We start from the raw sequence: 20,999 nt of genomic DNA on the forward strand, positions 1-20,999 counted from the left end.
CGGCATGCCCAGCACGGCACCGGCCACGGCGGTCGGCGAGGACCAGCGGCGCGACGCCTGCGCGACCCGCGAGGCGATCCTGAAGATGGCCCGGCGCCGCTTCTCCTCCTGCGGGTACGCCGACGTGACGCTGCGCGACATCGCGGCCGACGCCGAGGTGAGCGCCGCGCTGGTGGTGAAGTACTTCGGCAGCAAGGAGAACCTGTTCGCCGAGGCCTCGGGCTTCGAGCAGGACGCCGAGCGGCTGCTGGACTGCGAACTCCCCCGCCTCGGCGAGCACCTGGTGCGCACCCTGCTGGACTACCACGACCGCACCCAGGGCGACCCGTTGGTGCGCGCGGTGTTCACCTCCTCCCGCCCGGCGGGCGCCCAGTTCCGCGCGAACTTCGAGCACCAGCTGGTGACCCGCCTGGCCGAACGGCTCACCGGCCCCGGTGCCCGCCTCCGCGCGGAGCTGGTGTGCAGCCACCTGATGGGCCTGGGCGCCTCCCGCCTAGTGCTCCGCACGAAGGCGATCAGCGCGGAACCGAAGGAGAACCTGGTCGCGATCACGGCCCCGCTCATCCAGCGCTGGCTCGACGCCCCGCTGTGACCGGTGGCGCGTGCCGACTTCACGCGAAGATCGCCCCGGCCTAGGCGAGGGCGGCCCGAAGTCCGGCTGGATCGCGGTAGTGCAGGCTGGTCATGCCGAGGGCTCGGGCGGCTTCGACGTTGGCCTGCGTGTCGTCGATGAACAGGCAGCGATCGGGTTCCACCCCCGCCTGATCGGCCGCGAAGCGGTAGATGCCCGGCTCGGGCTTGGCGACGCCAACGCTGGAGCTGTTCACCACGGCGTCGAACAGGTCGAGCACGCCCAACGCCGCCAGGTCCGATTCGAGCCGGCTCGTCGCGTTGGACACCAGCACCACCGGCACGCGCAAACCGGCGAGGATCGCGGCCACCTCGTCGACGACCTCACCTACCGGCTCGGACCACCGGGCGACGACCTGCCGCGCGGTGTCCGCACCGCAGTGCCCGGCGATATCCGCAACCACCGCCTCGCGCCACTGCTCATCGCTCTGCACACCGGTGATCGCAGGCACCAGCCGCTCCGGCGCGAACGCCGCACCGGCCAACGTCCCCGGCGGCAGTGCACCGATCCGCTCGGCATCCCGCATGATCGCCGGGTCCCACCACCGCAGCACGCCGTCGAGATCGCACAGAACCGCATCGAATCCCACGACGGTCAGTCTCACACGCACGGTTCCCGTGGTGCCGACGGCCGCGAGAACAGCTCCGTTTCCCCTGGTCAGACCCGTGAGCGTTTTGGGGTGCTATAGCACCCCAAAGCACTCACGGGTCCCTACCTGCGGAAACGGAGCCTCGTTCAGCGCGTGCGGTGCAGGAACTCCTTGGTGCGGGCTTCTCTCGGGTGGTCCAGAACCCGGCCCGGTGGTCCTGATTCCACCACCTCGCCGCGGTCGAGGAACACCACTTCGTCGGCCGCTTCGCGGGCGAAGCCGATCTCGTGGGTCACCACGAGCATCGTGTGCCCGGCTTCGGCCAGGTCCCGCAGCACCGCCAGCACCTCCCCCACCAGCTCCGGGTCCAGCGCGCTGGTCGGTTCGTCGAACAGCAGCAGCTTCGGTTCCATCGCCAGCGCGCGGGCGATGGCGATCCGCTGCTGCTGCCCGCCGGAGAGCTGCCGGGGGTAGGCGTTCTCGCGGTCCGCCAAGCCCACGCGGCGCAGCTTCTCCCGGGCTCGCGCCGCCGCGTCCTTCTTGGACAGACCGAGCACGCCGACCGGCGCTTCCACCAGGTTCTGCAGCACCGTCAGGTGACCGAAGAGGTTGAACTGCTGGAAGACCATGCCGATCCGGGCGCGCTGCCGGGCGATCGCGCGATCGCCGAGTTCGTGCAGCCCGCCACCGGATTCGCGGTAGCCGATCAGCTCCCCGTCCACCTCGATGCGCCCGGCGTCGACCTTCTCCAGGTGGTTGACGCAGCGCAGCAGCGTGCTCTTCCCCGATCCGGAGGGCCCGATCACGCAGGTCACCCCGCCCCGGCGCACCGACAGGTCCACCCCGCGCAGCACCTGCGCCTGCCCGAAGCTCTTGCGCAGCCCGGTGATCTCCAGCATCAGCGGTTTCCCTTCAACGCGGCCCGGAGGCGTTGCAGCGGTGTCGGCGGCAGCTCGCGCTCGGCGCCCCGCGCGTAGTGGCGCTCGACGTAGTACTGGCCCGCGGTGAGGATCGAGGTGACCACCAGGTACCAGACGGTCGCCACCAGCAGCAGCGGGATCACCTCGTAGGTGCGGTTGTAGATCAGCTGCACCGAGTACAGCAGGTCGTGCACCGCGATGACGCTGACGATGGAGGTGCTCTTGAGCGTTCCGATGAGCATGTTGCCCGCAGGCGGCACGATCGCCCGCATCGCCTGGGGCAGCACGATCCGCCGCAGCACCCGCAGCCTGGACATGCCCAGCGACTGCGCGGCTTCGGTCTGCCCGGCGTCGACGGACAGGATTCCGGCGCGCACCACCTCACCGGCGTAGGCGGCCTCGTGCAGCACCAGCCCGATGACCGCGGTCGCGGTGCCGCCGATGAGGTCGACGGTGTCCAGCGCGAACCACGGACCGATGCTCACCGTCGGGTACAGCGCGCCGATGTTGAACCAGAACAGCAGCTGCACCAGCAGCGGGATGGAGCGGAAGAGCCAGGTGTAGAGCCAGCTCACGGCGCTGAGGACGGGGTTGCCGGACAGCCGCATCACGGCCAGCGCGGTGCCCAGCGCGAAGCCGAGCACCATCGTCACCGCGGTCAGCCACAGCGTCAGCCACAGCCCGTTGAGCACCGCGGGCAGCGTGAAGTAGGCGCCGACCACGGACCACTGGAAGTTGGGGTTGGTGGCGATCGACTGGAGCACCGCGGCGAGCACCGCCAGCACCACGAGCGCGGCGATCCACCTGCCGGGGTGCCGGGCGGGCACCACCCGCGGTGGTCGTGCGGAATCGGCGGGCCGGGCCTCCGGGACCGCCTGGAGATGCGAGGATCTGGTCATCAGGACTTCCTGTCGGAGCAGCGATTTCACTCGGAACCGCCAAGCGCCGATCCGACGGCCCGCGCCGGGGATCGTGAGCGCACAACGCTGTTGCGCGCTCGCGAAATCGAGGCGGGAAAACCGGAATCGCGCTGAACGATCGGAAAAAGCGCCGCGCGGAGGAGCCACTCACCACCGCCTGCCACGCTAGCCGCCGGGGCCGGACCGTCAAGGCCGTCCCACAGGATGATCGACGTTGACACCCCGCGCGGGACCGGGCGATTCTCGGGTCGTGACCAGGCAACCGCGTTTGGTGAAGCGCAACCACGTCGACCTCGCCCTGGTGTGGTCGGCCGCTTGTCGCGGCTGACGCTGCCCGCTTCGCGCCGCCGGCCGCACTGCCGGTTCTCGCTCCGCACGGGTGCCGCCACTCCACCACCACACCCGTTCGCCGTTCCCGGAAGGGCTCCCACCGAATGCTCACGCGCGTGAGAACAGCCGTCACCGCACTCGTCGCCGCCGGTCTGCTCGCCGGCTGCGCCCCCGCTCCCGACCAGAACTCCGGCCTGGACGTCGGCGCCGACGTCGTGTCACCCGTCGCGAAGGACGAAGCCGTCGCCGCGCTGCTGCCGCCGGAGGTGCGGGAGGCCGGAGCGCTGAGGTTCGGCAGCTCGATCGGCAGCCCGCCGTCGGCGTTCCACCTGCCGGACAACCGCACCGCCGTCGGACTCGACGTCGACATCACCGATGCGGTGGCGCGGGTGCTCGGGGTGCGCGTCGAACGGCAGGAGGCCGCGTTCGAGGCGATCCTGCCCGCGCTGGGCAGCGGCAAGTTCCAGGTCGGCACCGGCAACTTCGGCGTCACCGAGGAACGCCGCAAGACCATCGACTTCGTCACCTACGTCGACGACGGCCAGGGCTTCGCGGTCCGCCAGGACAGCGACCTCGCCCCGGTCACCGACATCGCGCAGCTGTGCGGGCGGATCGTCGGCACCGGCGCGGGCACCACCTTCGAGTCGACCCTCAACGCCCAGGTGCACCGCTGCGCGGAGGCCGGGCTGCCGCCGTACCAGGTCCAGGTGTTCTCCGAGCAGAGCGCCTACTACTCCGCGCTGCGGCAGGGCAAGATCGACGTGCTCATGAGCACCATCAACGGCCTGCGCCACGCCACCTCGCAGCAGCCGAACCTCCGCTTCCTCAACGAATTCCGCCGGCTGGACGTCGGCTTCGCGCTGGCGAAGGGATCGCCGCTGGCCCCGGCCCTGCAGGCGGCGGTGAACAAGCTGATCGCCGACGGCACCTACCAGCGCATCCTGCGCAAGTGGGGCGTCGAGCCCTCGGCGATCGAGTCCTCCCGGATCAGCCCGCCGGAACTGCGCTGAACGGCGAAAGCGGGGTGCGGGCCGAACCCGCACCCCGCTTTCGCTCTCCTCACGCAGACCGGCCGAGAACCGTGCTGTGCGGGATTCCGTCCAGCGCCTTGTCGAACTGCTCGATGACGTCGGCCAGCGGGCCGCCGCTGTCCGGGTGCACGCTGATCCCGCCGTCGACCACCGTGACGTGCTTGTCGAGCAGGAAGAAGCTCTGCACCGCGTGCCGGGCGCCGAGCGAGTGCACCACCGGGCGCAGCGCGTAGTCGATGGCCAGGACGTGGGCGATGGTGCCGCCGGTGGCCAGCGGCAGCACCGCCTTGCCCGCGAAGCCGAACTGCGGCAGCAGGTCCAGGAACGACTTGAGCAGGCCGGAGTAGCTCGCCTTGTAGGTCGGGGTGGCCAGCACGATGCCGTCGGCCGCGGCGACCGCCGCGATGGCCTCGGCGATGGCCGGGGCGCGGGTGTCGGCACCGAGCAGGGCGTCCGCCGGGAGGGTCCGGACGCGGAGGTGGTCGACGTCGCGACCGGCCGCGGACAGGCGCTGGGCGATGTGCTCGCCGATCCGCTCGGTCTTCGAGGTGCGCGACGGACTGCCGGAAATTACCAGAACGCTGGACACACGTGCTCCCTGGGTTCGAAGTCCTCCATTGTGGACTGATCCGCGTCTTCCGCTCAGCAGCTGCGCGGAACACCGGGTCGACACGCCTGGGCGCAGACCCGCCGGAAGTCGACGTGCCGCCGCCTCGTGAGCACCGGGAACATCACGCGCCAATCGTCGGCGCCCCGCCGCGGGCGCGTCAACGCTTCCCAGCACCCGGGAGCGGGCCCCGCCGGACACAGTGGACTGAACACGGAGCGTGATCACGATTGGCAATCTGGCCAATCCGCGAGCCGAACTTCGGCGTTTTGGCACTGGCACAGCAGCCGACCGGCGGTAAGAGTGAGGGCAACACCGGCAGCGGACCGACAAGCACCCCTGCACTCCCAACCGCACCCCAGGGGAACGTGACGCGACCCAGCCACAAGAAACCTCCCCAACGCAAGATCACCCCCAAACGCAACCACCACTGAAAATCCCGGAGAGGCGGAACAGCATGTCTACAGCACCGCGCAGCACTGCGCTGTGGCACCCGTTCGCGGACATGTTCGAGGTCAAGTCCAGCCAGTTCTGCGTCAGCGGAGCCGACGGGGTCTGGATCTACGACCAGGACGGACGCCGCTACCTCGATGGCACCGCGAGCCTGTGGTACGCCAACGCGGGGCACGGCCGCGCCGAGATCGTCGAGGCCGCGGCCGCGCAGATGCGCACGCTGGAGTCCTACTTCGTGTTCAACGACTTCACCAACCCGCCCGCCGAGGAGCTGGCCGACCGGCTCGCCCAGCTCGCCCCGGTGGACAACGCGAAGATCTTCCTCACCACCGGCGGCGGCGAGGCCATCGACACCGCGGCCAAGCTGGCCCGGCAGTACTGGGCGCAGCGCGGGCAGCCGCAGCGCACGCACATCATCAGCCGCGGCAACGCCTACCACGGCACCAACGGCATGGGCACCAGCATCGGCGGCATCGAGGCCAACCGGAGCGGGTTCGGCGACCTGGTCCCGGCGACCGCCCGCGTGGTGCACGACGACGCCGAGGCCCTGCGCGAGGCCATCGAGCGGCTCGGGGCCGACCGGGTCGCGGCGTTCTTCGCCGAGCCGGTGATGGGCGCCGGTGGCCTCTACCCGCCGCAGCCCGGCTACCTGGAGGCGGTCGCCAAGCTCTGCGCCGAGCACGACATCCTGTTCGTGGCCGACTCGGTGATCTGCGGGTTCGGCCGGGTCGGCAGCTGGTTCGGCGTCGAGCGGTGGGGCCTGAAGCCCGACATGATCACCTTCGCCAAGGGGGTGACCAGCGGTTATCTGCCGCTGGGCGGTGTCGTGGTGGCCGAGCGGGTGGCCGAACCGTTCTGGGACCGGCCCGGCCGCGTGTTCCGCCACGGCGCGACCTACTCCGGACACCCCACGGTCGCCGCCGCGGCGCTGGCCAACCTCGACATCCTGGAGCGGGAGAAGCTGCTGCAGCGGGCCGACGAGCTGGAACGCCCGCTGCACCAGACGTTGCTGCGGCTCGCCGACCACCCCGCCGTCGGCGAGGTGCGCGGCGGTGTGGGCCTGCTGGGAGCGGTGGAGCTGGCCCCGGAGGTGCTGGCCGCCGACCCGGGCGCCGTCGGACGCGTGCAGAAGGCCGTCCGCGACCTCGGCGTCATCGTGCGCCCGCTGGGCAAGGCGCTGGCCGTGTCGCCGCCGCTGACCATCGCCGAGCCGGAGATCGAATTGCTCGGCAAGGCCCTCAAGGAAGGGCTCGACACTATCGGGTGACCTCGTCGGGGTGAATGCGAAGTGCCCGCATTCACCCCGAGCTGGGGTTATTCGACTCCGCCCATTCAGCGGCTGGACATCGGCCGCTCATCCGGCTGGAATATTCCCGTTGTGGAAACGATACGTTGCGGTCTGTACCAGACCGGATCCGTCACGTACGTTTCTGTTCGGGACCGTTGTCGCAGCCGTCGGCGGACCAGCCCGGCACCGCTGCGCGTGGTGCCGAAAAGAGCTGCGCCACAACGAGATCCACAACCACATCGTCCACAGCAGACCATCGAGGAAGTCGACATGCACCGAGTCACGTGAGGCCCGACCGCGGCACCCGGCCGGGGGCTCGCGGTGCACGCCTCGGAGAAATCGGCATTCCCGGAACCGGGCCCGGCGAGCAGCGAGCAAAAACCACCGCCCCTGTGCACGAGCCGCCCGAACGAGTTGGCAAAATACGGCTTCCGGGTGACAAGCGCGCAGCGGACGCGGATGGAGGACGACAGCCAGGTGAACACCCAAACCGCACAAGTCGACGACCTGCGACTCATCGCACTGCCCAGCGCGGTCAACTGCGCCGAGATGTTCGTCCGCTTCACCCTCGCCGAGTGGTCCCTGCGCGATCTGGTCGACGAGACCACGCAGCTCACCACCGCCCTGGTCACCGCGGCCGTGGACAACGCCAACCAGGACTCCGCGGGCTTCCTCACCATCCGGCTGCGGCTCAGCGGCGACAAGCTGGTCGCCGAGGTCGAGGACGAGCAGGCCACCCTCCCGCCGGCGCTGGCACCCGGGTTCGCCGGTGGTCGCTGCGGCTCGACCGCCCTGCGCGGCGGCGGCAGCCTCGTGTGGTGCGAGGTGCCGCTACCGGGTGGGGTCTCGGCTGACGCGGTCCCGCTCCCCCGCCGCTCCCGGACCAAGCGCCACCCGATGGCCGAGCACGCGGCCGAGGAAACGGCCGAGATCGACCCCGAGGTCGTCAAGCGCCTGCTCTCCGGCCTGAGCAACTCCGACCTCCGCTGATGATGGTTTCCGGGCTCACCTTGCACAGCGGTGCGGGTGGCGGAACCTCAGCGCCGTAGGTGGGTTGTGCGCCTGCGGCGCATGCGACACCTTTAGATCGGTGCCAGCCGTGCCGTCGCGGTCGCCGCACGAAACCCGGTCTTGGACGAAGCGCGAGCGCGGCGGCGTTTCGGGATCTGCGCTGGTGGGCATCTGGTTGGGCATGGACCACCTGACCTTCCGCCACGAGCTGGCGCAGCAGCTGCGGGTGGACTCCGTGCGGTGCAGCAGCGCCGCCGGGTCCGGGCATCCGACCTCCTCCATGTCGGCCGCCGACCTGCTCGCGGCACTGCTGGACGGGCACCTGCGGCTGGACTTCGAGCACCCCGGCGATCCGCGCAACGATCACCTGATCTTCTCCAAGGGGCACGCCTCACCGCTGCTGTACTCGTGCCTGAAGGCGGTCGGGGCCATCGACGACGCCGAGCTGATGACCTTCCGCGAGTTCGGCAGCCGGGTGGAGGGCCACCCGACCCCGGTGCTGCCCTGGGTCGACGTGGCCACCGGCTCGCTCGGCCAGGGACTGCCGATCGGGGTCGGCCTGGCGCTGGCCGGGCAGCGGCTGGACCGGCTGCCCTACCGGGTGTGGGTGCTGTGCGGGGACAGCGAGATGGCCGAGGGCTCGGTCTGGGAGGCGCTGGAGCACGCCGGGTTCGAGCAGCTGGACAACCTGATCGCGCTGGTCGACGTCAACCGGCTGGGCCAGACCGGGCAGACCATGCACGGCTGGGACCTCGACGCCTACGCCGCCCGCGCGCGGGCCGCCGGGTGGCGGGTGCTGGAGATCGACGGCCACGACCCGGAGCAGATCGAGACCGCGCTGAAGGACGCCGAGGACGGCGACGGCCGGCCGGTCGCGGTGCTGGCCGCGACCAAGAAGGGCCGAGGGGTCGCCGCGGTCGAGGACCAGCCGGGTTTCCACGGCAAGGCGCTGGTGCACCCGGAGGAGGCGATCCAGGAGCTCGGCGGCATCCGCGACCTGCGGGTCACCCCGGCCAAGCCCACCGCGCGGGCGCAGCCGCACGTCTTCGAGGTGCGCGGCGGCGGATTGCCCGCCTTCGAACCGGGCACCGAGGTCGCGACCCGCAAGGCCTACGGGGAGGCGCTGCGCGCGCTCGGCGACCGCCGCGGCGACGTGGTGGCGCTGGACGGCGAGGTGTCGAACTCCACGTTCGCCGAGATGTTCCGCGAGGCGCACCCGGACCGCTACTTCGAGATGTACATCGCCGAGCAGCAGATGGTGGCCGCGGCGGTGGGCATGCAGGTGCGGGGATGGCGCCCGTTCGCCTCGACCTTCGCCGCCTTCCTCTCCCGCGCCTACGACTTCATCCGGATGGCCGCGGTGAGCCGGGCCGACGTGTGCTTGATGGGTTCCCACGCCGGGGTCGCCATCGGCGAGGACGGGCCCTCCCAGATGGCCTTGGAGGACTTGGCCGCGTTGCGCGCGGTGCACGGCAGCACCGTGCTCTACCCGTGCGATGCGAACCAGACGGTGCAGCTGGCCGCGGCGATGGCCGACCGGTCCGGCGTGAACTACCTGCGCACCAGCCGCGGCGCCACGCCGGTGATCTACGCGCCGGACGAGGAGTTCCCGGTCGGCGGCTCGCGGGTGGTGCGCGAGGGCGACGACGTCACGCTGGTCGGCGCCGGGATCACCCTGCACGAGGCGTTGCACGCCGCGGAGATCCTCGCGCCGGAGGGCATCCGAGCGCGGGTGATCGACCTCTACTCGATCAAACCGGTGGACGCCGCGACGCTGCGCCGCGCGGCGCAGGAGACCGGCGGACTGGTCACCGTCGAGGACCACTGGCCGGAAGGCGGGCTCGGCGAGACCGTGCTCAGCGCGCTGGCCGGTGTCGGAGCGCCGCCGGTGCGCGTGCTGGCCGTGCGGATCATGCCCGGTTCCGGAACCCCGGCGGAGCTGCTCGGGCAGGCGGGCATCGACGCCGCCTCCATCGCCGCGGAAGCCCGCGAGCTGCTCAAAACCCGGCGCTGAAGCGGGGTTTCGGCGAGGAGGAGGCCGGTGATGCCGTCGGTGCCCGATCGCGGCGAGCTGCTCCGGGTGCTCTGCCACGTGCAGTTCCCGGCGACCAAGCAGGAGATCTACCGGCAGTGCGCGGAGCTGGGCGCGCCCGCCGCGCACCTGGCCCGGTTGGAAACCCTGCCCGAAGGCACCTACGTCGAGGCCGACACGGTGCTGCAGGCGCTGCCGCGCCCGTGACCACATCGGACATCAGGTCGGATTCGCGCGCCTGCTCCGCCACCAGAGCGCGCCCGCGCCCGCGGCGGCCGCCGTGAACAGCGTGATCGCGCTCAGCACCAGGCCGCTCAGCAGGCACAGCACCGCCAGCAGCGCGATGAGCGCGAACACCAGGACCACCAGCAACCGGCGCACTCCGGTCCAGTCCCGGCGCCCGTCGAAGCGCTCGAACTTCTCCGCCAGCCGAGGATCACCGGAGGCCAGCGCCGACTCGATCTCGGCGAGCCGGTCCCGCTCGTGCCTGCTCAACATACGAGCTCCTAGCGACGTTCCCTTCGACCCCAAAGAGGTACCCGCCCCCCATCCGACTGAAGCCCCCGGGAGGGCCCATACAGATTGGCACGGCCGGGTGCGCCGCCCCACGCGGCGACCGGGTGATTTTGCGTCACGCAGAGCGATCACCAGGGTTGAGGATTCGTCACCGGGCGTGATCGGCCCGGCGGGCTCGCCGGGCCGATCACGGGCTCACGGCGTCGAGCACGCACCCGCGGCGCACTCGGCCAGCCAGGCCGACCAGTCCGCGTCGTAGCTCGTGCCGATGGTGCCGGTGAGGAACTCGCGCGCACCGGCCCAGTCGCCCGCGCGGTAGTGGCCGAGGACCGTGGTGAGCTCGTCCGGGTGCCGCTCGAACATGTACCGGACGGCCAGGTAGCCCCACCGGTAGACGCGGGTGGTGTCCCCGTTCTCGTACGTGGTGTCCCACAGCTCGCTGAGCCGGTAGGTCTGCTTGCCCGCCTCCTCGACCGCCTCCGGGTACGGCTGCTGGCGGTAGCCGTAGGAGATGTACTCGCCGACGCCCTCGATCCACCACACCGTGGGCGTGCTCATCGACGCCGCGAAGTCGCCGTGCATGTTGAAGCGGCCGTCGAGGTAGTGGGTGTACTCGTGGTTGAGGTTCCAGATCTCGAAAGCGGGCTGCCACTCGGCTTCGTGGGCGATGAACCGCGGCTGGTTGCCCTGCTGCGCCGGGTCGCCTTCGAGGTACATGCCGCCGTTGTTGGTGTCGATGCCGTAGATCGCGCCCGCGTAGGTGCGGTAGTCGTCGCTGGAGTCGAAGACGACCACCTCGATGTTGGTGTTGTGGTCGTCGGCGACCGGCTGCCCGCCGGACTGCACCTTCTCGTGGAAGAACTCGTCCTGGCCGGTCAGGCTGGTGCAGGTGGCCGCCAGCTCCTCGGCGCTGAGCTGCTGGGCGCGGATGCCGATGCTCGGGCCGCAGGTGTGCTCGACGGTCAGCACCGCGTCGATCAACCGCTGCTGCAGGTCGCAGATGCCGTACTCGGCGCAGTTCGCACCGTCGTAGAAGTCGGCCATCTCGGCGATGCCCACCCACAGCGGCGCCGTCGGGCCGGTCAGGTCGCTCTTGCCCAGCAGGTCCTTGAGCATCGGGCGGACCTGGTCGCGCAGCCCCTCGTGCTGCACGAAGCGGGCGAGCTCGCGACCGGCGTTGGCGGTGAGGAAGCTGTTGTCGGTGCCGAGCAGGTCGAGGTGCTCCGCGGCGAAGGTCCGCAGGGTCTCCAGGACGCTGGGATCGGCGTGCACGGCCTCGACGAAGTCGGGGAACTGGTGGCCGCGGAACAGCACGGTGTAGACGTTGTTGACCGCGTTGAGCATCCACCAGTACTGGTCGTAGGAGGAGTCGTAGGCGGTGAGCAGCCGCTTGACGACCTCCAGGTAGCGCCCGTTCTCGGCGGAGCTGTCGATCAGCGTGACCGATTCGGCGAGCACCTCGCCGTTGGCGTCGCTGACCGTCCCGGACTTGGCGTTGCCGAAGAACGCGTCCAGCGCGCCCTGGATCGCGGTCTTGAGCGCCGGGCCGTACTCGCCGACGCTTTCCGGGTCGCCGTACTGGACGTAGTAGCCGGCGCGCAGGAACAGCACCAGCTGCGCGGTGCTCGTGCTGTTGTCGCCGGGGTAGTCGACCGCGTTCTGCTGGTAGGCGTTGGCGACGGTGACCATCTGCTCCTCCCGGAACGCACCGTGCGCGTCCGCTCCGGAGAGGCCGAACAGGGTGTTGATGCAGTCAGTCGGGGCGGCCTTGATCTCGCCGACCAGCGCCTCACCGGTGGTGCCGGTGAACCGCGACGGGTCGCACTCCTGCGCCGGTGCCAGCTGCATCGAGGGCCGCGGGAACTCCGGCGCCCCGAAGTTCTTGCTGGGGTTGTCGGCGGGCAGCGGGGCGCGCTCGTCGGCGCTCTGCTGCTGGTTCGCGCCGAAGAACTTCCTTGTCTCCGGTGGGTTTTCCGCGAGTGCGGGAATCGCGGGCGAGATCAGGGCAAGCGCCAGGCCGAGGAAGGTGGCGCGGCGCAACGCACTCCGCCAACCGGCGGCACTCGGTGGTCTGATCGGCACGTTCTGCCTCCTGGATGAGGTGAAGGTCCGGTGCGAAACCGGGGGAAATGGTGTGGAACGTGCGCACGTGCGGGCAATTCTGGCAGCCAGCGGTGATCTGAGGTCATAACCTGCGATATACAGTTCCGCTATGACGATCGAGATCCGGCAGCTGCGGATGATCTGCGCGATCGCGGAGACCGGCAGCATCACGCGCGCCGCGGCGAGGCTGGAGCTCACCCAACCCGCGCTGAGCAACCAGTTGCAGGCCATCGAGAAGATGCTCGGCGACGCGCTGTTCGTGCGGAGCAGAACCGGTGTGGTGCCGACGGATTTCGGCCGCCGCACCGTCGACCGCGCGCGAATCGTGCTGTCGGAAGTCGATTCCCTCTTCGGCGCGGCGGGGCGGCCGTCGCCGTCGAACGATCCGCTGCACCTCGGATGCGCGCACCTGGCGTGCGTGCCGAGCATCGTGGACCGGGTGCAGGAGGGCAGATTGGGCCAGTCGGTGATGCTGCACGTCGAGTCTTCCGCCGCGGTGCTGGCGGATTCGCTCTCGCGGGGCCGCTACGACGCGGGATTGGTCGCCAACGCCGAGGGTTTCGAGGTTCCGCTGGAGCGCCCGGTCACCAGCCGCGTCCTGGTACCGCGCTACCCGTGGTTCGTCGCGCTGGCCGCCGACCACTGGGCCGCGGAGCTCGACCAGGTCCGGTTGGCCGATCTGGGCGGGGAATCGTGGATCGGGCCGCCGGGTGCCGACGACGGTTCGCTCGCGACCTTCCGCGCCGCGTGCCTGGACGCCGGGTTCGAGCCCCGGATCCGGTTCGAGGCCCCGAGCGGCGGGGCGCGGGAGCTCGTCTCGCGCGGCTACGGGATCCGGTTGGTGGAACCCACCTTCGCCGTTCCGGAGGGCACCGTCGTGCGCCCGCTGGAAGGTGATCCGCTGGTGGCCCGGCTGGTGGTGGCCTGGCGCCCGGACCGCCTGACCAGGGAGCAGGCCGACCTGCTCTACCAGGACCTGGCGCAGGCGTACCTGGCGCACGTCGCGGACAACCCGGTCTTCCACCGCTGGTGGAACGCCCACCCCGAGGTCCACCCGATCCTCTGAACGCCGACCCGGCGTCGATCTCGCACGAGATCGACGTACACCCGGGTTGGCGAACGGTCGGTTCAGTCGCCGGAGCGGTCCGGCAGGAGTTGAGCCGCGAGCGATCGTGCCGTGGCGGTGAGCGCGGCCGCGTCCAGCCCGGTCCGGCTCATGAACACGAGCCCTTGTTGCGCGGCCAGGAGGGCCCGGGCCAGTGCGATCGGATCCGCTCCGGCCGGCAGGTCGCCCTCGCGTTGGGCGCGGGCGACGCAGTCGGCGATCAGCGCGGTGGTCGTCTCGTAGGTGCGGTGGGCGTGGTCGAGGACTTCCGGATCGGCGTTGCCGAGCTCGCAGGTGCTGTTGGCCATCAGGCAGCCACGCCTGGCACCGGTCGGGTCGTCGATCGGTGCTTCGAGGAGCATGCGCAGCGCGTCCAGGGCTCGTGGAGCCTCGGCGAGGGCTTCCCGGAGCTGGCCGTGGATGTCGTCGGTGTAGCTGCGCAGCGCCCGGAGGAAGAGCTGACGCTTGTCGCCGAACGCCGCGTACAGGCTGCCTTTGCCCAGCCCGCTGACCCGCATCAGGTCTTCCAGCGAGGTCGCGGCGTAACCGGCGCCCCAGAACTGATCGCGGACAGCGTTCAGCACCTTCTTCTCGTCGAACGCTCGCGGACGTGCCATGCGAACCAGGATACGAGTTCTTGACCGTGCGGTCCACCATGCTTATTGTGGACCGCACGGTCAATAACTCCGGATCCAGGGAAGTGGGAAGCGCGTGGGAAAGCTGCACAACAAGGTGGCGATCGTGACCGGCGGGTCGCGGGGGATCGGGGCGGCGTCGGCGCTGGCGCTGGCCGACGAAGGAGCCGACGTCGCGATCAGCTACTCGTCCTCGGCGGATCAGGCCGAGGCCGTGGTCGCCGATCTGGAGGCGAAGGGAGTGCGCGCGGCGGCCTTCCGGGCCGACCAGGCGGATGCGGCGCAGGCGGCCGGGCTGATGCACGACGTGGTCCAGCACTTCGGGAAGCTGGACGTCCTGGTCAACAACGCGGCCGCAAGTGGTGGTGGCCTCGTCGACAGCGAGCACGTCGACCAGGCCGCCATCGACCGACAGCTCGCCGTCAACTACACCGGCGTGGTGGCCGGGATCCAGGCGGCGGTGCCGTTGCTGCCCGATGGCGGGCGGATCGTCAGCATCAGCTCTGGTGCGGCTGCCCGGGCGGGCTTCCAGGGGATGGCGCACTACGCGGCCACGAAGTCGGCGCTCGAGGGCTTCAGCCGGGGCGCCGCCCGCGATCTGGCGCCCCGGGGCATCACGGTCAACGTCATCCAGCCCGGGTTCATCGACACCGAAGGAAATCCCGCCGACGGCCCGGCCGCAGCCGTGTTCCTCCCGACGACGGCGATCGGGCGCTACGGCAGGCCGGAGGAGATCGCCGCAGGCGTCGTCTTCCTCGCCAGCCCGCAAGCCTCCTACGTCACCGGCGCAGTGCTGAGGATCGACGGCGGATACGGCGCATAGCCCGGCCCCGCGGCTGACGGCGGACGGCCGCGGCGCAGGAGTGCGGTCCCCTGCTGCCACGCAGCCGTCCGCCACCCTCCGGCCCGTCGGACGTGGCGCTGGACACACTGACCGGTCGGTATGCCTGTGGTACGTCTACTTGGACGCCTCCGAACGGGGGCGGGCTCGGAGGTGTGGTCATGGGCGACTCACGGCACGAGTGGATGCGGCCCGGCGCGCACGAGGTCGCGCCCGGCGTGCACCGGATCCCGCTGCCCCTTCCCAACGACGGCCTGCGGGCGGTCAACGTCTACGCGATCGCCGACGGCGATGCGCTCACCCTCGTCGACGGCGGCTGGGCGCTGGCCGAAGCCCGCGAACAGCTCAGCGCCGGGCTGCGCCAGATCGGCGCCGGGCTCGGCGACATCCGGCGGTTCCTGGTCACCCACGCGCACCGCGACCACTACACGCAGGCGGTGGCCCTGCGGCGGGAGTACGGATCCCGGGTGCTGCTGGGCGAAGGCGAGCGGCCGACGCTCCAGGTCCTGATGCGGCCGGACCACGTGGCGCTGGAGAAGCAGGTCGAGCTGCTGGCCGGGTGCGGCGCGAAACCCGTGCTGGACGCGGTGATCGCCCTCCGCGGCGAGAAGCCCCGGACCGCGGGCTGGGAGGAACCCGACGAGTGGATCACCGAGTCCACCGACGTCGGCCTGACCGACCGGCCGCTGCGCGCGCTGCCGACTCCCGGCCACACCCGCGGCCACGTGGTGTTCATCGACGACGGGACCGGCCTGCTGTTCGCCGGGGACCACGTGCTGCCGCACATCACCCCGTCCATCGGCTTCGAACAGGCCCCGAGCGAACTTCCGCTGCGCGACTACATGGCCTCGTTGCGGCTGGTCCGCGCCCTGCCGGACATGCGGCTGCTGCCCGCGCACGGCCCGGTCACCGACAGCGCGCACCAGCGCATCGACGAGCTGCTGGACCACCACGACCGCCGGCTGGCGGCGACGGCGGCGGTCGTGGCACGCGGCGCGTCCACCGCCTACGAGGTGGCCCGCGGCCTGACCTGGACCCGCCGCGAGCACGCGCTGGACGACATGGACCCGTACAACCAGATGCTGGCGGTCCTCGAAACGGCGGCCCACCTCGACGTCCTGGTCCTCCAGGCCAGGCTCCGCGCGGAGACCATCGACGAGGTCAAGCACTACGTCCTGTCCTGAGCCCGCGGTTTCAATGGAAATCAGGCGTCCGACTTCCATTGAAACCGCGGAAAGGGTCCCTGGACCGAGCGATTCGTCGGCGTGTCCGGCACCCGGTACCCCGGTGCTCACCGTGGAAACTGTGGTCACGGCGGGGGTTCCGGAGCGGAGGGGTCATGGCTATCGATGAGTTGACGGCGGCCGTTGATGAGCTGCCGCTGGTGGATCACCACGTGCACGGGGCGCTCCGGAGCCCTGTCGACCGGGCCGGGCTGGAGGGGATGCTCACCGAGTCGGATCGGCCGATACCGGGGTGGATGACGCAGTTCGACTCGCAGCTGGGGTTCGCGGTGCGCCGCTGGTGCGCTCCCGTGCTCGGGCTGCCACCGCACGCCGACGCCGCCGACTACGTGGCACGGCGCGAAGAACTGGGCGTCCACGAGGTCACTTGCCGCTTGCTGGCGGCCAGCGGCGTCGAGCACTTCCTGGTGGAAACCGGCTACGAGGGCGACGCGATCCTCTCCCCCGCCGAGATGGCGGCGTCCTCCGGCGCGCGTGCGGACGAGGTCGTGCGCTTGGAGACGGTGCTGGAGGACCTCGCCCGCAGCGAGGTGAGCGCCGAGGAGCTGCCGGCCCGGTTCCCGGAGCTGCTGGCGGAGCGCACGGTCGATGCCGTGGGGCTCAAGAGCGTCGTCGCCTACCGCTTCGGCTTCGACTTCGACCCGCAGCGCCCGTCGACCTCCGAAGTCGTCGCCGCCGCGGGACGCTGGCTGCGCACCGGAGGCCGGGTGGACGACCCGGTGCTGCTGCGGTTCCTGCTCTGGTCCGGCGTCGACCGCGGGTTGCCGCTGCAGCTGCACGCCGGGTACGGCGATCCCGACATCGAGCTGCACCGCTGCGACCCGGCGCTGCTGACCAGGTTCATCAAGCTGGTCGAACCGCACGGCGTGGACCTCTTGCTGCTGCACTGCTACCCCTACCACCGCAACGCCGGCTACCTCGCGCAGGCCTTCCCGCACGTGTACTTCGACGTGGGCCTCGCGGTGAACCACACCGGCGCGCGCTCGGCAGCGGTGGTGGCCGAATCCCTGGAGCTCGCGCCGTTCGCGAAGCTCCTGTTCTCCTCCGACGCATGGGGCCCACCGGAACTGCACCACCTCGGCGCCCTGCTGTGGCGACGCGGAATGCGCGCCGCACTGGCCCAGTGGGTGACCGCGGACGAATGGTCCGCTTCGGACGCGATCCGCGTGGCCCGGATGATCGGACGCGACAACGCCCGCCGCATCTACCGCCTGGATCAGCGATAGCGCCTCTTGACACCACTCGGCCGGACAGCTGTGCGGTGAGATTCACAGCGGTGCGCACTTCTCCCTCGGACACCGGCACTCCGAAAACGGAATTCGGACTCCCCGAATCCGCGTGATCCACCGCGCTATTCGGGCAGAGCACAAGAGCAACACCGACGGTGCGCGCACCATTCCCGCACTGCGGCAAATGTGGCCGAAGATCCGGAGAAAGCAGCCCAGCAATCCCCTGAACAGCACATTTACCCAAACTTCGCAGTGCACGATCAAGCTCGCACGTCCGCCTGCCCACAACATCGGACCCGATCGATATCGCGTTCGCGACGGGCTGTCAATTGACAAAAGTCCTGTGTTGGAGCTCTCCACGAACATCGGTTGACCCCTGATTCGGGGATATCAATACTGATTTCAGAACCGACCTGCGCGAACCGATGCAGGTCACGACACGGGACCACTGCTGTTCTCGCCGCACTGACAAGATCTCCCAGAGAGAGGTTGCCGTGCTCAAGAACATTTCACAAGCACCGGATTTGCGAACTGGTCGACTCAGCGCTCCAGTCGCGCTGTGCGTGCTCCTCGTGGTGCTCGTCTCCGGCCTGATGCACAGCGCTGAGGAGAGCTCCGCCGCCTACGAGTCGTACGCATTCGCTGCCGAGGCCCACGCCTTCCACGAGGCCGATGACGCGGCCGACGGGGAGAACCCGGAGGCCGGACGGCCGCCGGACGACCACTACGACGAGAACGAACGGCGATCGCTCCACGACGTGCGCATCCAGGCGCTCAAGCGCCCGTTCCAGTGAGCCGAGACCTCGCCCGGAAATGCGCCATCCTCTCACCCGGACCCGTCCAGGACGGGCAGGCGGAGTTCTGCCCACGGGTCGGTGGGCACGACCTCCGTGCCGCGCCCCAGGTCGTCCAGGACCCGGGTCTGCCGCTTCAGCTGGCGAAGGGTGATCGCGCGTTCTGCCAGGGACAGCGACGGCAGGCGGGCGGCCAGGCGTTCCTCCAGGCGCTGGCAGTCCTCCGGTGAGCGCAGCCAGACGATCATGACCAGGTTGTGCTCGCCGGTCACCGCGGCGCAGAACCGGATCTCCGGGAGCTCGGCCAGCGCTCGGCCGACCGCCGAGAGCTCATCGGCGGGCGCGTTGGCCCAGAAGATCGCCGAGACCGGCCACCCGGTGAGGCTCTGCGCGACCTCGCAGCGGAGGGACACCAGTCCCCGGTCGACCAGCTTGGCCAACCGCCGCCGCGCGGTCGACGCGCTCGCCCCGGTCAGCTCGGCCAGTTCGGCCACCGTCCGCCTGCCGTCGGTGCTCAGCGCGACCATCAGGTCCCGGTCCTCCTCGGTCAGCACACCCTGCTTCGCGCGCGGAGGCGCATGCGCGGCCAACTGCGCGCGCTGCGCAGGCGACAGCGCGTTGAGCCGCCACTGCACACCCTCGCCGAAGACCGCGGTCGCGGTGTGCACGCTCGTCCGCCGCACCCCGGGGTGATGACTGAGCTCGTCGAGCACGAACCGCGACAGCGCGGGCAGGTTCCGCGCGTTGATGAGCACCAGCAGATCGCGCCCGCTGCCGACGTGGTGCACCGAGACGACCTGCGGCAGCCGGGCCAGCAGCACCGCGAGCCGGTCCCGCTCGCTCGGCCGGCAGTCGATCTCCACGCAGCCCAGCACGAACGCCGACGGCGCGGTGAGCCGCGCGTAGGCGGTCACCCACACCAATCCCTGCTCGGTGATGCGCTGCCAGCGGCGGGCGACGGTGCTCGGGTCCACTCCCAGCACCGACCCGATGACCTGCCAGGAACCGCGCGGGGCGATCTGCACGGCGTTGACGAGCGACAGGTCGAGCTCGTCGAGGCTGGACGAATCTTGCATGCACGAACCCTCATGTGACGATTTCCGGCAATCCAAGCAGCGGTGCTGGTGCGCTGTCCACGCTTGCCGCCAACCGCGGTGGCCGAGCTGCGGGAAGGCACGACATCGCCCGGAGCACACATGGACACAGCGCGTACCCGGCAGACCCGGTTGGACCGGGTGTTCGCAGGCATCGAGCGGGTCGGCGGCAAGCTGCCCGAACCGTTCTTCCTGTTCGTCTACCTGCTCGCCGCGCTGGCGGTGATCTCCACCGCGGTGGCCGCCTTCGGCATCACCGTGGACGTTCCCGGCAAGGCCGAACCGGTCCCGGTGCGCGCGGTGCTCAGCTCCGAGGGACTGGTCTGGTTCCTGACAAACTTCGTGGACAACTTCATCGGCTTCCCGCCGCTGGGCACCGTGCTGGCGATGATGCTGGTGGTCGGCTTCGCCGAGCGGACGGGCTTCCTGTCCGCCGCGGTGACGCTGGTCTTCGGCCGCGCGCCGCGCTGGTTGCTGCCCTACGCGGTGGCGTTCGTGGCGTGCCAGGCGCACGTCATGTCGGATCCGTCGCTGATCGTGATCCCGCCGCTGGCGGCGCTGATGTTCAAGGCCGCGGGCCGCCACCCGGTCGCCGGCCTCATCGGCGCTTTCGCCTGCGGCGCAACGGGTTACGGCGGCGGGATCCTGGTCGGATCGCTGGACGGGCTGCTGGTGGGCATCACCGAGAAGGCGGTCCAGATCGCCCCGCTCGGCGTCGAGGTGCACACCCACATCGCGATGAACTACTTCTTCGCGGCCACCGCCGGGCTGCTGCTGCCGCTGGTCGGCGGGTTCCTGATCGACCGGGTCCTGGAGCCGCGGCTGGGCCCGTGGAGCGACCCCGATGGCGAGCCGACCGCGGAGCTCACCGCGCGGCAGCGCAAGGGAGTGCGCCGGGCGTTCGCGGTGCTGGTCGGCTACGCGGTGGTGGCCTTCGGCGCTTGGCTGGTGCCGGGCAGCTTCCTGCGCGGCGAGGCCGGGGAGCTGGTGCCCTCGCCGTTCCTGGACAGCATCGTGCCGCTGATCATCATCGCCTTCCTGCTGGCCGGGCTCGCCCACGGCCTGACCGCGGGCACGGTCGCCGAGCGCGCCGACGTGCCGCGGATGATGACCGAGACCGTCAAGGACATGGCGGGCTACATCGTGTTCATCTTCGTCGCCGCTCAGTTCATCGCCCTGTTCACCTGGTCGAACCTGGGCACCCTGATCGCGATCGGCGCGGCCGACGGCCTGCGCGCCGCGCACCTGACCGGGTTCCCGGCGATCATCGTGATGGTGCTGCTGGCCACGGTGGCGAACCTGTTCATCACGTCCGGCTCGGCGCTGTGGTCGCTGCTGGCCCCGGTGATGATCCCGGCCTTCACCATCCTCGGCTACGACCCGGCCTTCATCCAGGCCGCGTACCGGATCGGCGACTCCACCACCCAGGCGGTCAGCCCGCTCAACGCCTACGTCTACATCCTGCTCAGCGTGAACCGGAAGTACCAGCCGGAAACCCAGCTGGGCACGCTGCTGGCCCGGCTGAGCGTGTTCGTGCTGCCGTTCTTCGCCATGTGGCTGCTGATCCTGGCCGTCTTCTACTTCTTCGACCTGCCGGTGGGCCCGGGTTCGGGCATCCGGCTGTAA

Annotated in this window: 20 protein-coding genes; 12 read left to right on the forward strand and 8 right to left on the reverse strand. The window is 70.4% G+C overall.

Annotation, left to right across the window (positions count from 1 at the left end):
* Window positions 1-4: 4 nt before the first annotated feature.
* Complete coding sequence (locus OU416_RS30620; RefSeq protein WP_270930525.1) at window positions 5-592, forward strand: TetR/AcrR family transcriptional regulator; 588 nt, start codon at window positions 5-7, stop codon at window positions 590-592.
* 40 nt (window positions 593-632) lie between these two features.
* Here the strand turns inward: OU416_RS30620 and OU416_RS30625 are convergent, their stop codons facing one another.
* The 3 genes from OU416_RS30625 to OU416_RS30635 form a co-directional block, all read right to left on the reverse strand.
* On the reverse strand, window positions 633-1,220 hold the full coding sequence (locus OU416_RS30625) for an HAD family hydrolase (RefSeq protein ID WP_270930526.1): 588 nt from the start codon (window positions 1,218-1,220) through the stop codon (window positions 633-635).
* A 146-nt stretch (window positions 1,221-1,366) separates the two neighbouring features.
* Window positions 1,367-2,119 (reverse strand): amino acid ABC transporter ATP-binding protein, encoded by a 753-nt coding sequence (locus OU416_RS30630; RefSeq protein WP_270930527.1) that lies wholly within the window; start codon window positions 2,117-2,119, stop codon window positions 1,367-1,369.
* On the reverse strand, window positions 2,119-3,039 hold the full coding sequence (locus OU416_RS30635) for an amino acid ABC transporter permease (protein WP_270930528.1): 921 nt from the start codon (window positions 3,037-3,039) through the stop codon (window positions 2,119-2,121). The genes OU416_RS30630 and OU416_RS30635 overlap by 1 nt, the downstream gene beginning before the upstream one ends.
* 467 nt (window positions 3,040-3,506) lie before the next feature.
* On the opposite strand from OU416_RS30635, the gene OU416_RS30640 reads away from it, so the two are divergent.
* Window positions 3,507-4,400: an ABC transporter substrate-binding protein gene (locus OU416_RS30640; protein ID WP_270930529.1), complete on the forward strand. Its 894-nt coding sequence runs from the start codon at window positions 3,507-3,509 to the stop codon at window positions 4,398-4,400.
* A 49-nt stretch (window positions 4,401-4,449) separates the two neighbouring features.
* Here the strand turns inward: OU416_RS30640 and ssuE are convergent, their stop codons facing one another.
* The gene (gene ssuE / locus OU416_RS30645; RefSeq protein ID WP_270930530.1) at window positions 4,450-5,010 is read right to left on the reverse strand and encodes an NADPH-dependent FMN reductase; all 561 of its coding nucleotides are present in this window, start codon (window positions 5,008-5,010) and stop codon (window positions 4,450-4,452) included.
* A 475-nt stretch (window positions 5,011-5,485) separates the two neighbouring features.
* Here ssuE and OU416_RS30650 point away from each other — a divergent pair, with 475 nt between their 5' ends.
* From OU416_RS30650 to OU416_RS30665, 4 genes are all read left to right on the forward strand, one after another.
* Window positions 5,486-6,748, forward strand: coding sequence for an aminotransferase family protein (locus OU416_RS30650; protein WP_270930531.1), 1,263 nt, complete (start codon window positions 5,486-5,488; stop codon window positions 6,746-6,748).
* 498 nt (window positions 6,749-7,246) lie between these two features.
* Window positions 7,247-7,759 carry a histidine kinase gene (locus OU416_RS30655; RefSeq protein ID WP_093147355.1) on the forward strand — a complete coding sequence of 171 codons (513 nt, stop codon included), beginning with the start codon at window positions 7,247-7,249 and terminating at the stop codon, window positions 7,757-7,759.
* 202 nt (window positions 7,760-7,961) lie between these two features.
* Complete coding sequence (locus OU416_RS30660; RefSeq protein WP_270930586.1) at window positions 7,962-9,794, forward strand: transketolase; 1,833 nt, start codon at window positions 7,962-7,964, stop codon at window positions 9,792-9,794.
* 30 nt (window positions 9,795-9,824) lie between these two features.
* Entirely contained in the window at window positions 9,825-10,019 is a 195-nt protein-coding gene (locus OU416_RS30665; protein WP_270930532.1) for a DUF2795 domain-containing protein, read from the forward strand.
* Between the two features lie 12 nt (window positions 10,020-10,031).
* Here the strand turns inward: OU416_RS30665 and OU416_RS30670 are convergent, their stop codons facing one another.
* Entirely contained in the window at window positions 10,032-10,310 is a 279-nt protein-coding gene (locus OU416_RS30670; RefSeq protein ID WP_270930533.1) for a DUF3040 domain-containing protein, read from the reverse strand.
* A 213-nt stretch (window positions 10,311-10,523) separates the two neighbouring features.
* Entirely contained in the window at window positions 10,524-12,410 is a 1,887-nt protein-coding gene (locus OU416_RS30675) for a collagenase (RefSeq protein WP_270930534.1), read from the reverse strand.
* A 130-nt stretch (window positions 12,411-12,540) separates the two neighbouring features.
* On the opposite strand from OU416_RS30675, the gene OU416_RS30680 reads away from it, so the two are divergent.
* Window positions 12,541-13,497, forward strand: coding sequence for a LysR family transcriptional regulator (locus OU416_RS30680; protein WP_270930535.1), 957 nt, complete (start codon window positions 12,541-12,543; stop codon window positions 13,495-13,497).
* A 62-nt stretch (window positions 13,498-13,559) separates the two neighbouring features.
* On the opposite strand, the gene OU416_RS30685 is transcribed toward OU416_RS30680, so the two are convergent.
* Complete coding sequence (locus OU416_RS30685; protein WP_270930536.1) at window positions 13,560-14,153, reverse strand: TetR/AcrR family transcriptional regulator; 594 nt, start codon at window positions 14,151-14,153, stop codon at window positions 13,560-13,562.
* 94 nt (window positions 14,154-14,247) lie between these two features.
* Between OU416_RS30685 and OU416_RS30690 the strand changes: the two genes are divergently transcribed.
* The 4 genes from OU416_RS30690 (at window position 14,248) to OU416_RS30705 (ending at window position 18,279) form a co-directional block, all read left to right on the forward strand.
* Window positions 14,248-14,994: an SDR family NAD(P)-dependent oxidoreductase gene (locus tag OU416_RS30690; RefSeq protein WP_270930537.1), complete on the forward strand. Its 747-nt coding sequence runs from the start codon at window positions 14,248-14,250 to the stop codon at window positions 14,992-14,994.
* A 179-nt stretch (window positions 14,995-15,173) separates the two neighbouring features.
* A complete protein-coding gene (locus OU416_RS30695) occupies window positions 15,174-16,196 on the forward strand; it encodes an MBL fold metallo-hydrolase (RefSeq protein ID WP_270930538.1) in 1,023 nt (340 codons plus the stop codon).
* A 155-nt stretch (window positions 16,197-16,351) separates the two neighbouring features.
* The gene (locus tag OU416_RS30700; RefSeq protein ID WP_270930539.1) at window positions 16,352-17,482 is read left to right on the forward strand and encodes an amidohydrolase family protein; all 1,131 of its coding nucleotides are present in this window, start codon (window positions 16,352-16,354) and stop codon (window positions 17,480-17,482) included.
* 527 nt (window positions 17,483-18,009) lie between these two features.
* Window positions 18,010-18,279 carry a hypothetical protein gene (locus OU416_RS30705; RefSeq protein WP_270930540.1) on the forward strand — a complete coding sequence of 90 codons (270 nt, stop codon included), beginning with the start codon at window positions 18,010-18,012 and terminating at the stop codon, window positions 18,277-18,279.
* Window positions 18,280-18,311: 32 nt separating this feature from the next.
* Here the strand turns inward: OU416_RS30705 and OU416_RS30710 are convergent, their stop codons facing one another.
* Entirely contained in the window at window positions 18,312-19,355 is a 1,044-nt protein-coding gene (locus tag OU416_RS30710) for an Lrp/AsnC family transcriptional regulator (protein ID WP_270930541.1), read from the reverse strand.
* A gap of 120 nt (window positions 19,356-19,475) precedes the next feature.
* On the opposite strand from OU416_RS30710, the gene OU416_RS30715 reads away from it, so the two are divergent.
* Window positions 19,476-20,999 carry an AbgT family transporter gene (locus tag OU416_RS30715; RefSeq protein WP_270930542.1) on the forward strand — a complete coding sequence of 508 codons (1,524 nt, stop codon included), beginning with the start codon at window positions 19,476-19,478 and terminating at the stop codon, window positions 20,997-20,999.

Origin of the sequence: Saccharopolyspora indica (genome assembly GCF_027853965.1) — a bacterium.
Classification (GTDB): domain Bacteria; phylum Actinomycetota; class Actinomycetes; order Mycobacteriales; family Pseudonocardiaceae; genus Saccharopolyspora; species Saccharopolyspora indica.

Coding starts and splice junctions, on each gene's coding strand:
- OU416_RS30710 (WP_270930541.1), bottom strand. CDS start 19,355: ATGCAAGATTCGTCCAGCCTCGACGAGCTCGACCTGTCGCTCGTCAAC.
- OU416_RS30630 (WP_270930527.1), bottom strand. CDS start 2,119: ATGCTGGAGATCACCGGGCTGCGCAAGAGCTTCGGGCAGGCGCAGGTG.
- OU416_RS30700 (WP_270930539.1), top strand. CDS start 16,352: ATGGCTATCGATGAGTTGACGGCGGCCGTTGATGAGCTGCCGCTGGTG.
- OU416_RS30695 (WP_270930538.1), top strand. CDS start 15,174: ATGGGCGACTCACGGCACGAGTGGATGCGGCCCGGCGCGCACGAGGTC.
- OU416_RS30715 (WP_270930542.1), top strand. CDS start 19,476: ATGGACACAGCGCGTACCCGGCAGACCCGGTTGGACCGGGTGTTCGCA.
- OU416_RS30620 (WP_270930525.1), top strand. CDS start 5: ATGCCCAGCACGGCACCGGCCACGGCGGTCGGCGAGGACCAGCGGCGC.
- OU416_RS30670 (WP_270930533.1), bottom strand. CDS start 10,310: ATGTTGAGCAGGCACGAGCGGGACCGGCTCGCCGAGATCGAGTCGGCG.
- OU416_RS30660 (WP_270930586.1), top strand. CDS start 7,962: ATGGACCACCTGACCTTCCGCCACGAGCTGGCGCAGCAGCTGCGGGTG.
- OU416_RS30650 (WP_270930531.1), top strand. CDS start 5,486: ATGTCTACAGCACCGCGCAGCACTGCGCTGTGGCACCCGTTCGCGGAC.
- OU416_RS30665 (WP_270930532.1), top strand. CDS start 9,825: ATGCCGTCGGTGCCCGATCGCGGCGAGCTGCTCCGGGTGCTCTGCCAC.
- OU416_RS30680 (WP_270930535.1), top strand. CDS start 12,541: ATGACGATCGAGATCCGGCAGCTGCGGATGATCTGCGCGATCGCGGAG.
- OU416_RS30685 (WP_270930536.1), bottom strand. CDS start 14,153: ATGGCACGTCCGCGAGCGTTCGACGAGAAGAAGGTGCTGAACGCTGTC.
- OU416_RS30635 (WP_270930528.1), bottom strand. CDS start 3,039: ATGACCAGATCCTCGCATCTCCAGGCGGTCCCGGAGGCCCGGCCCGCC.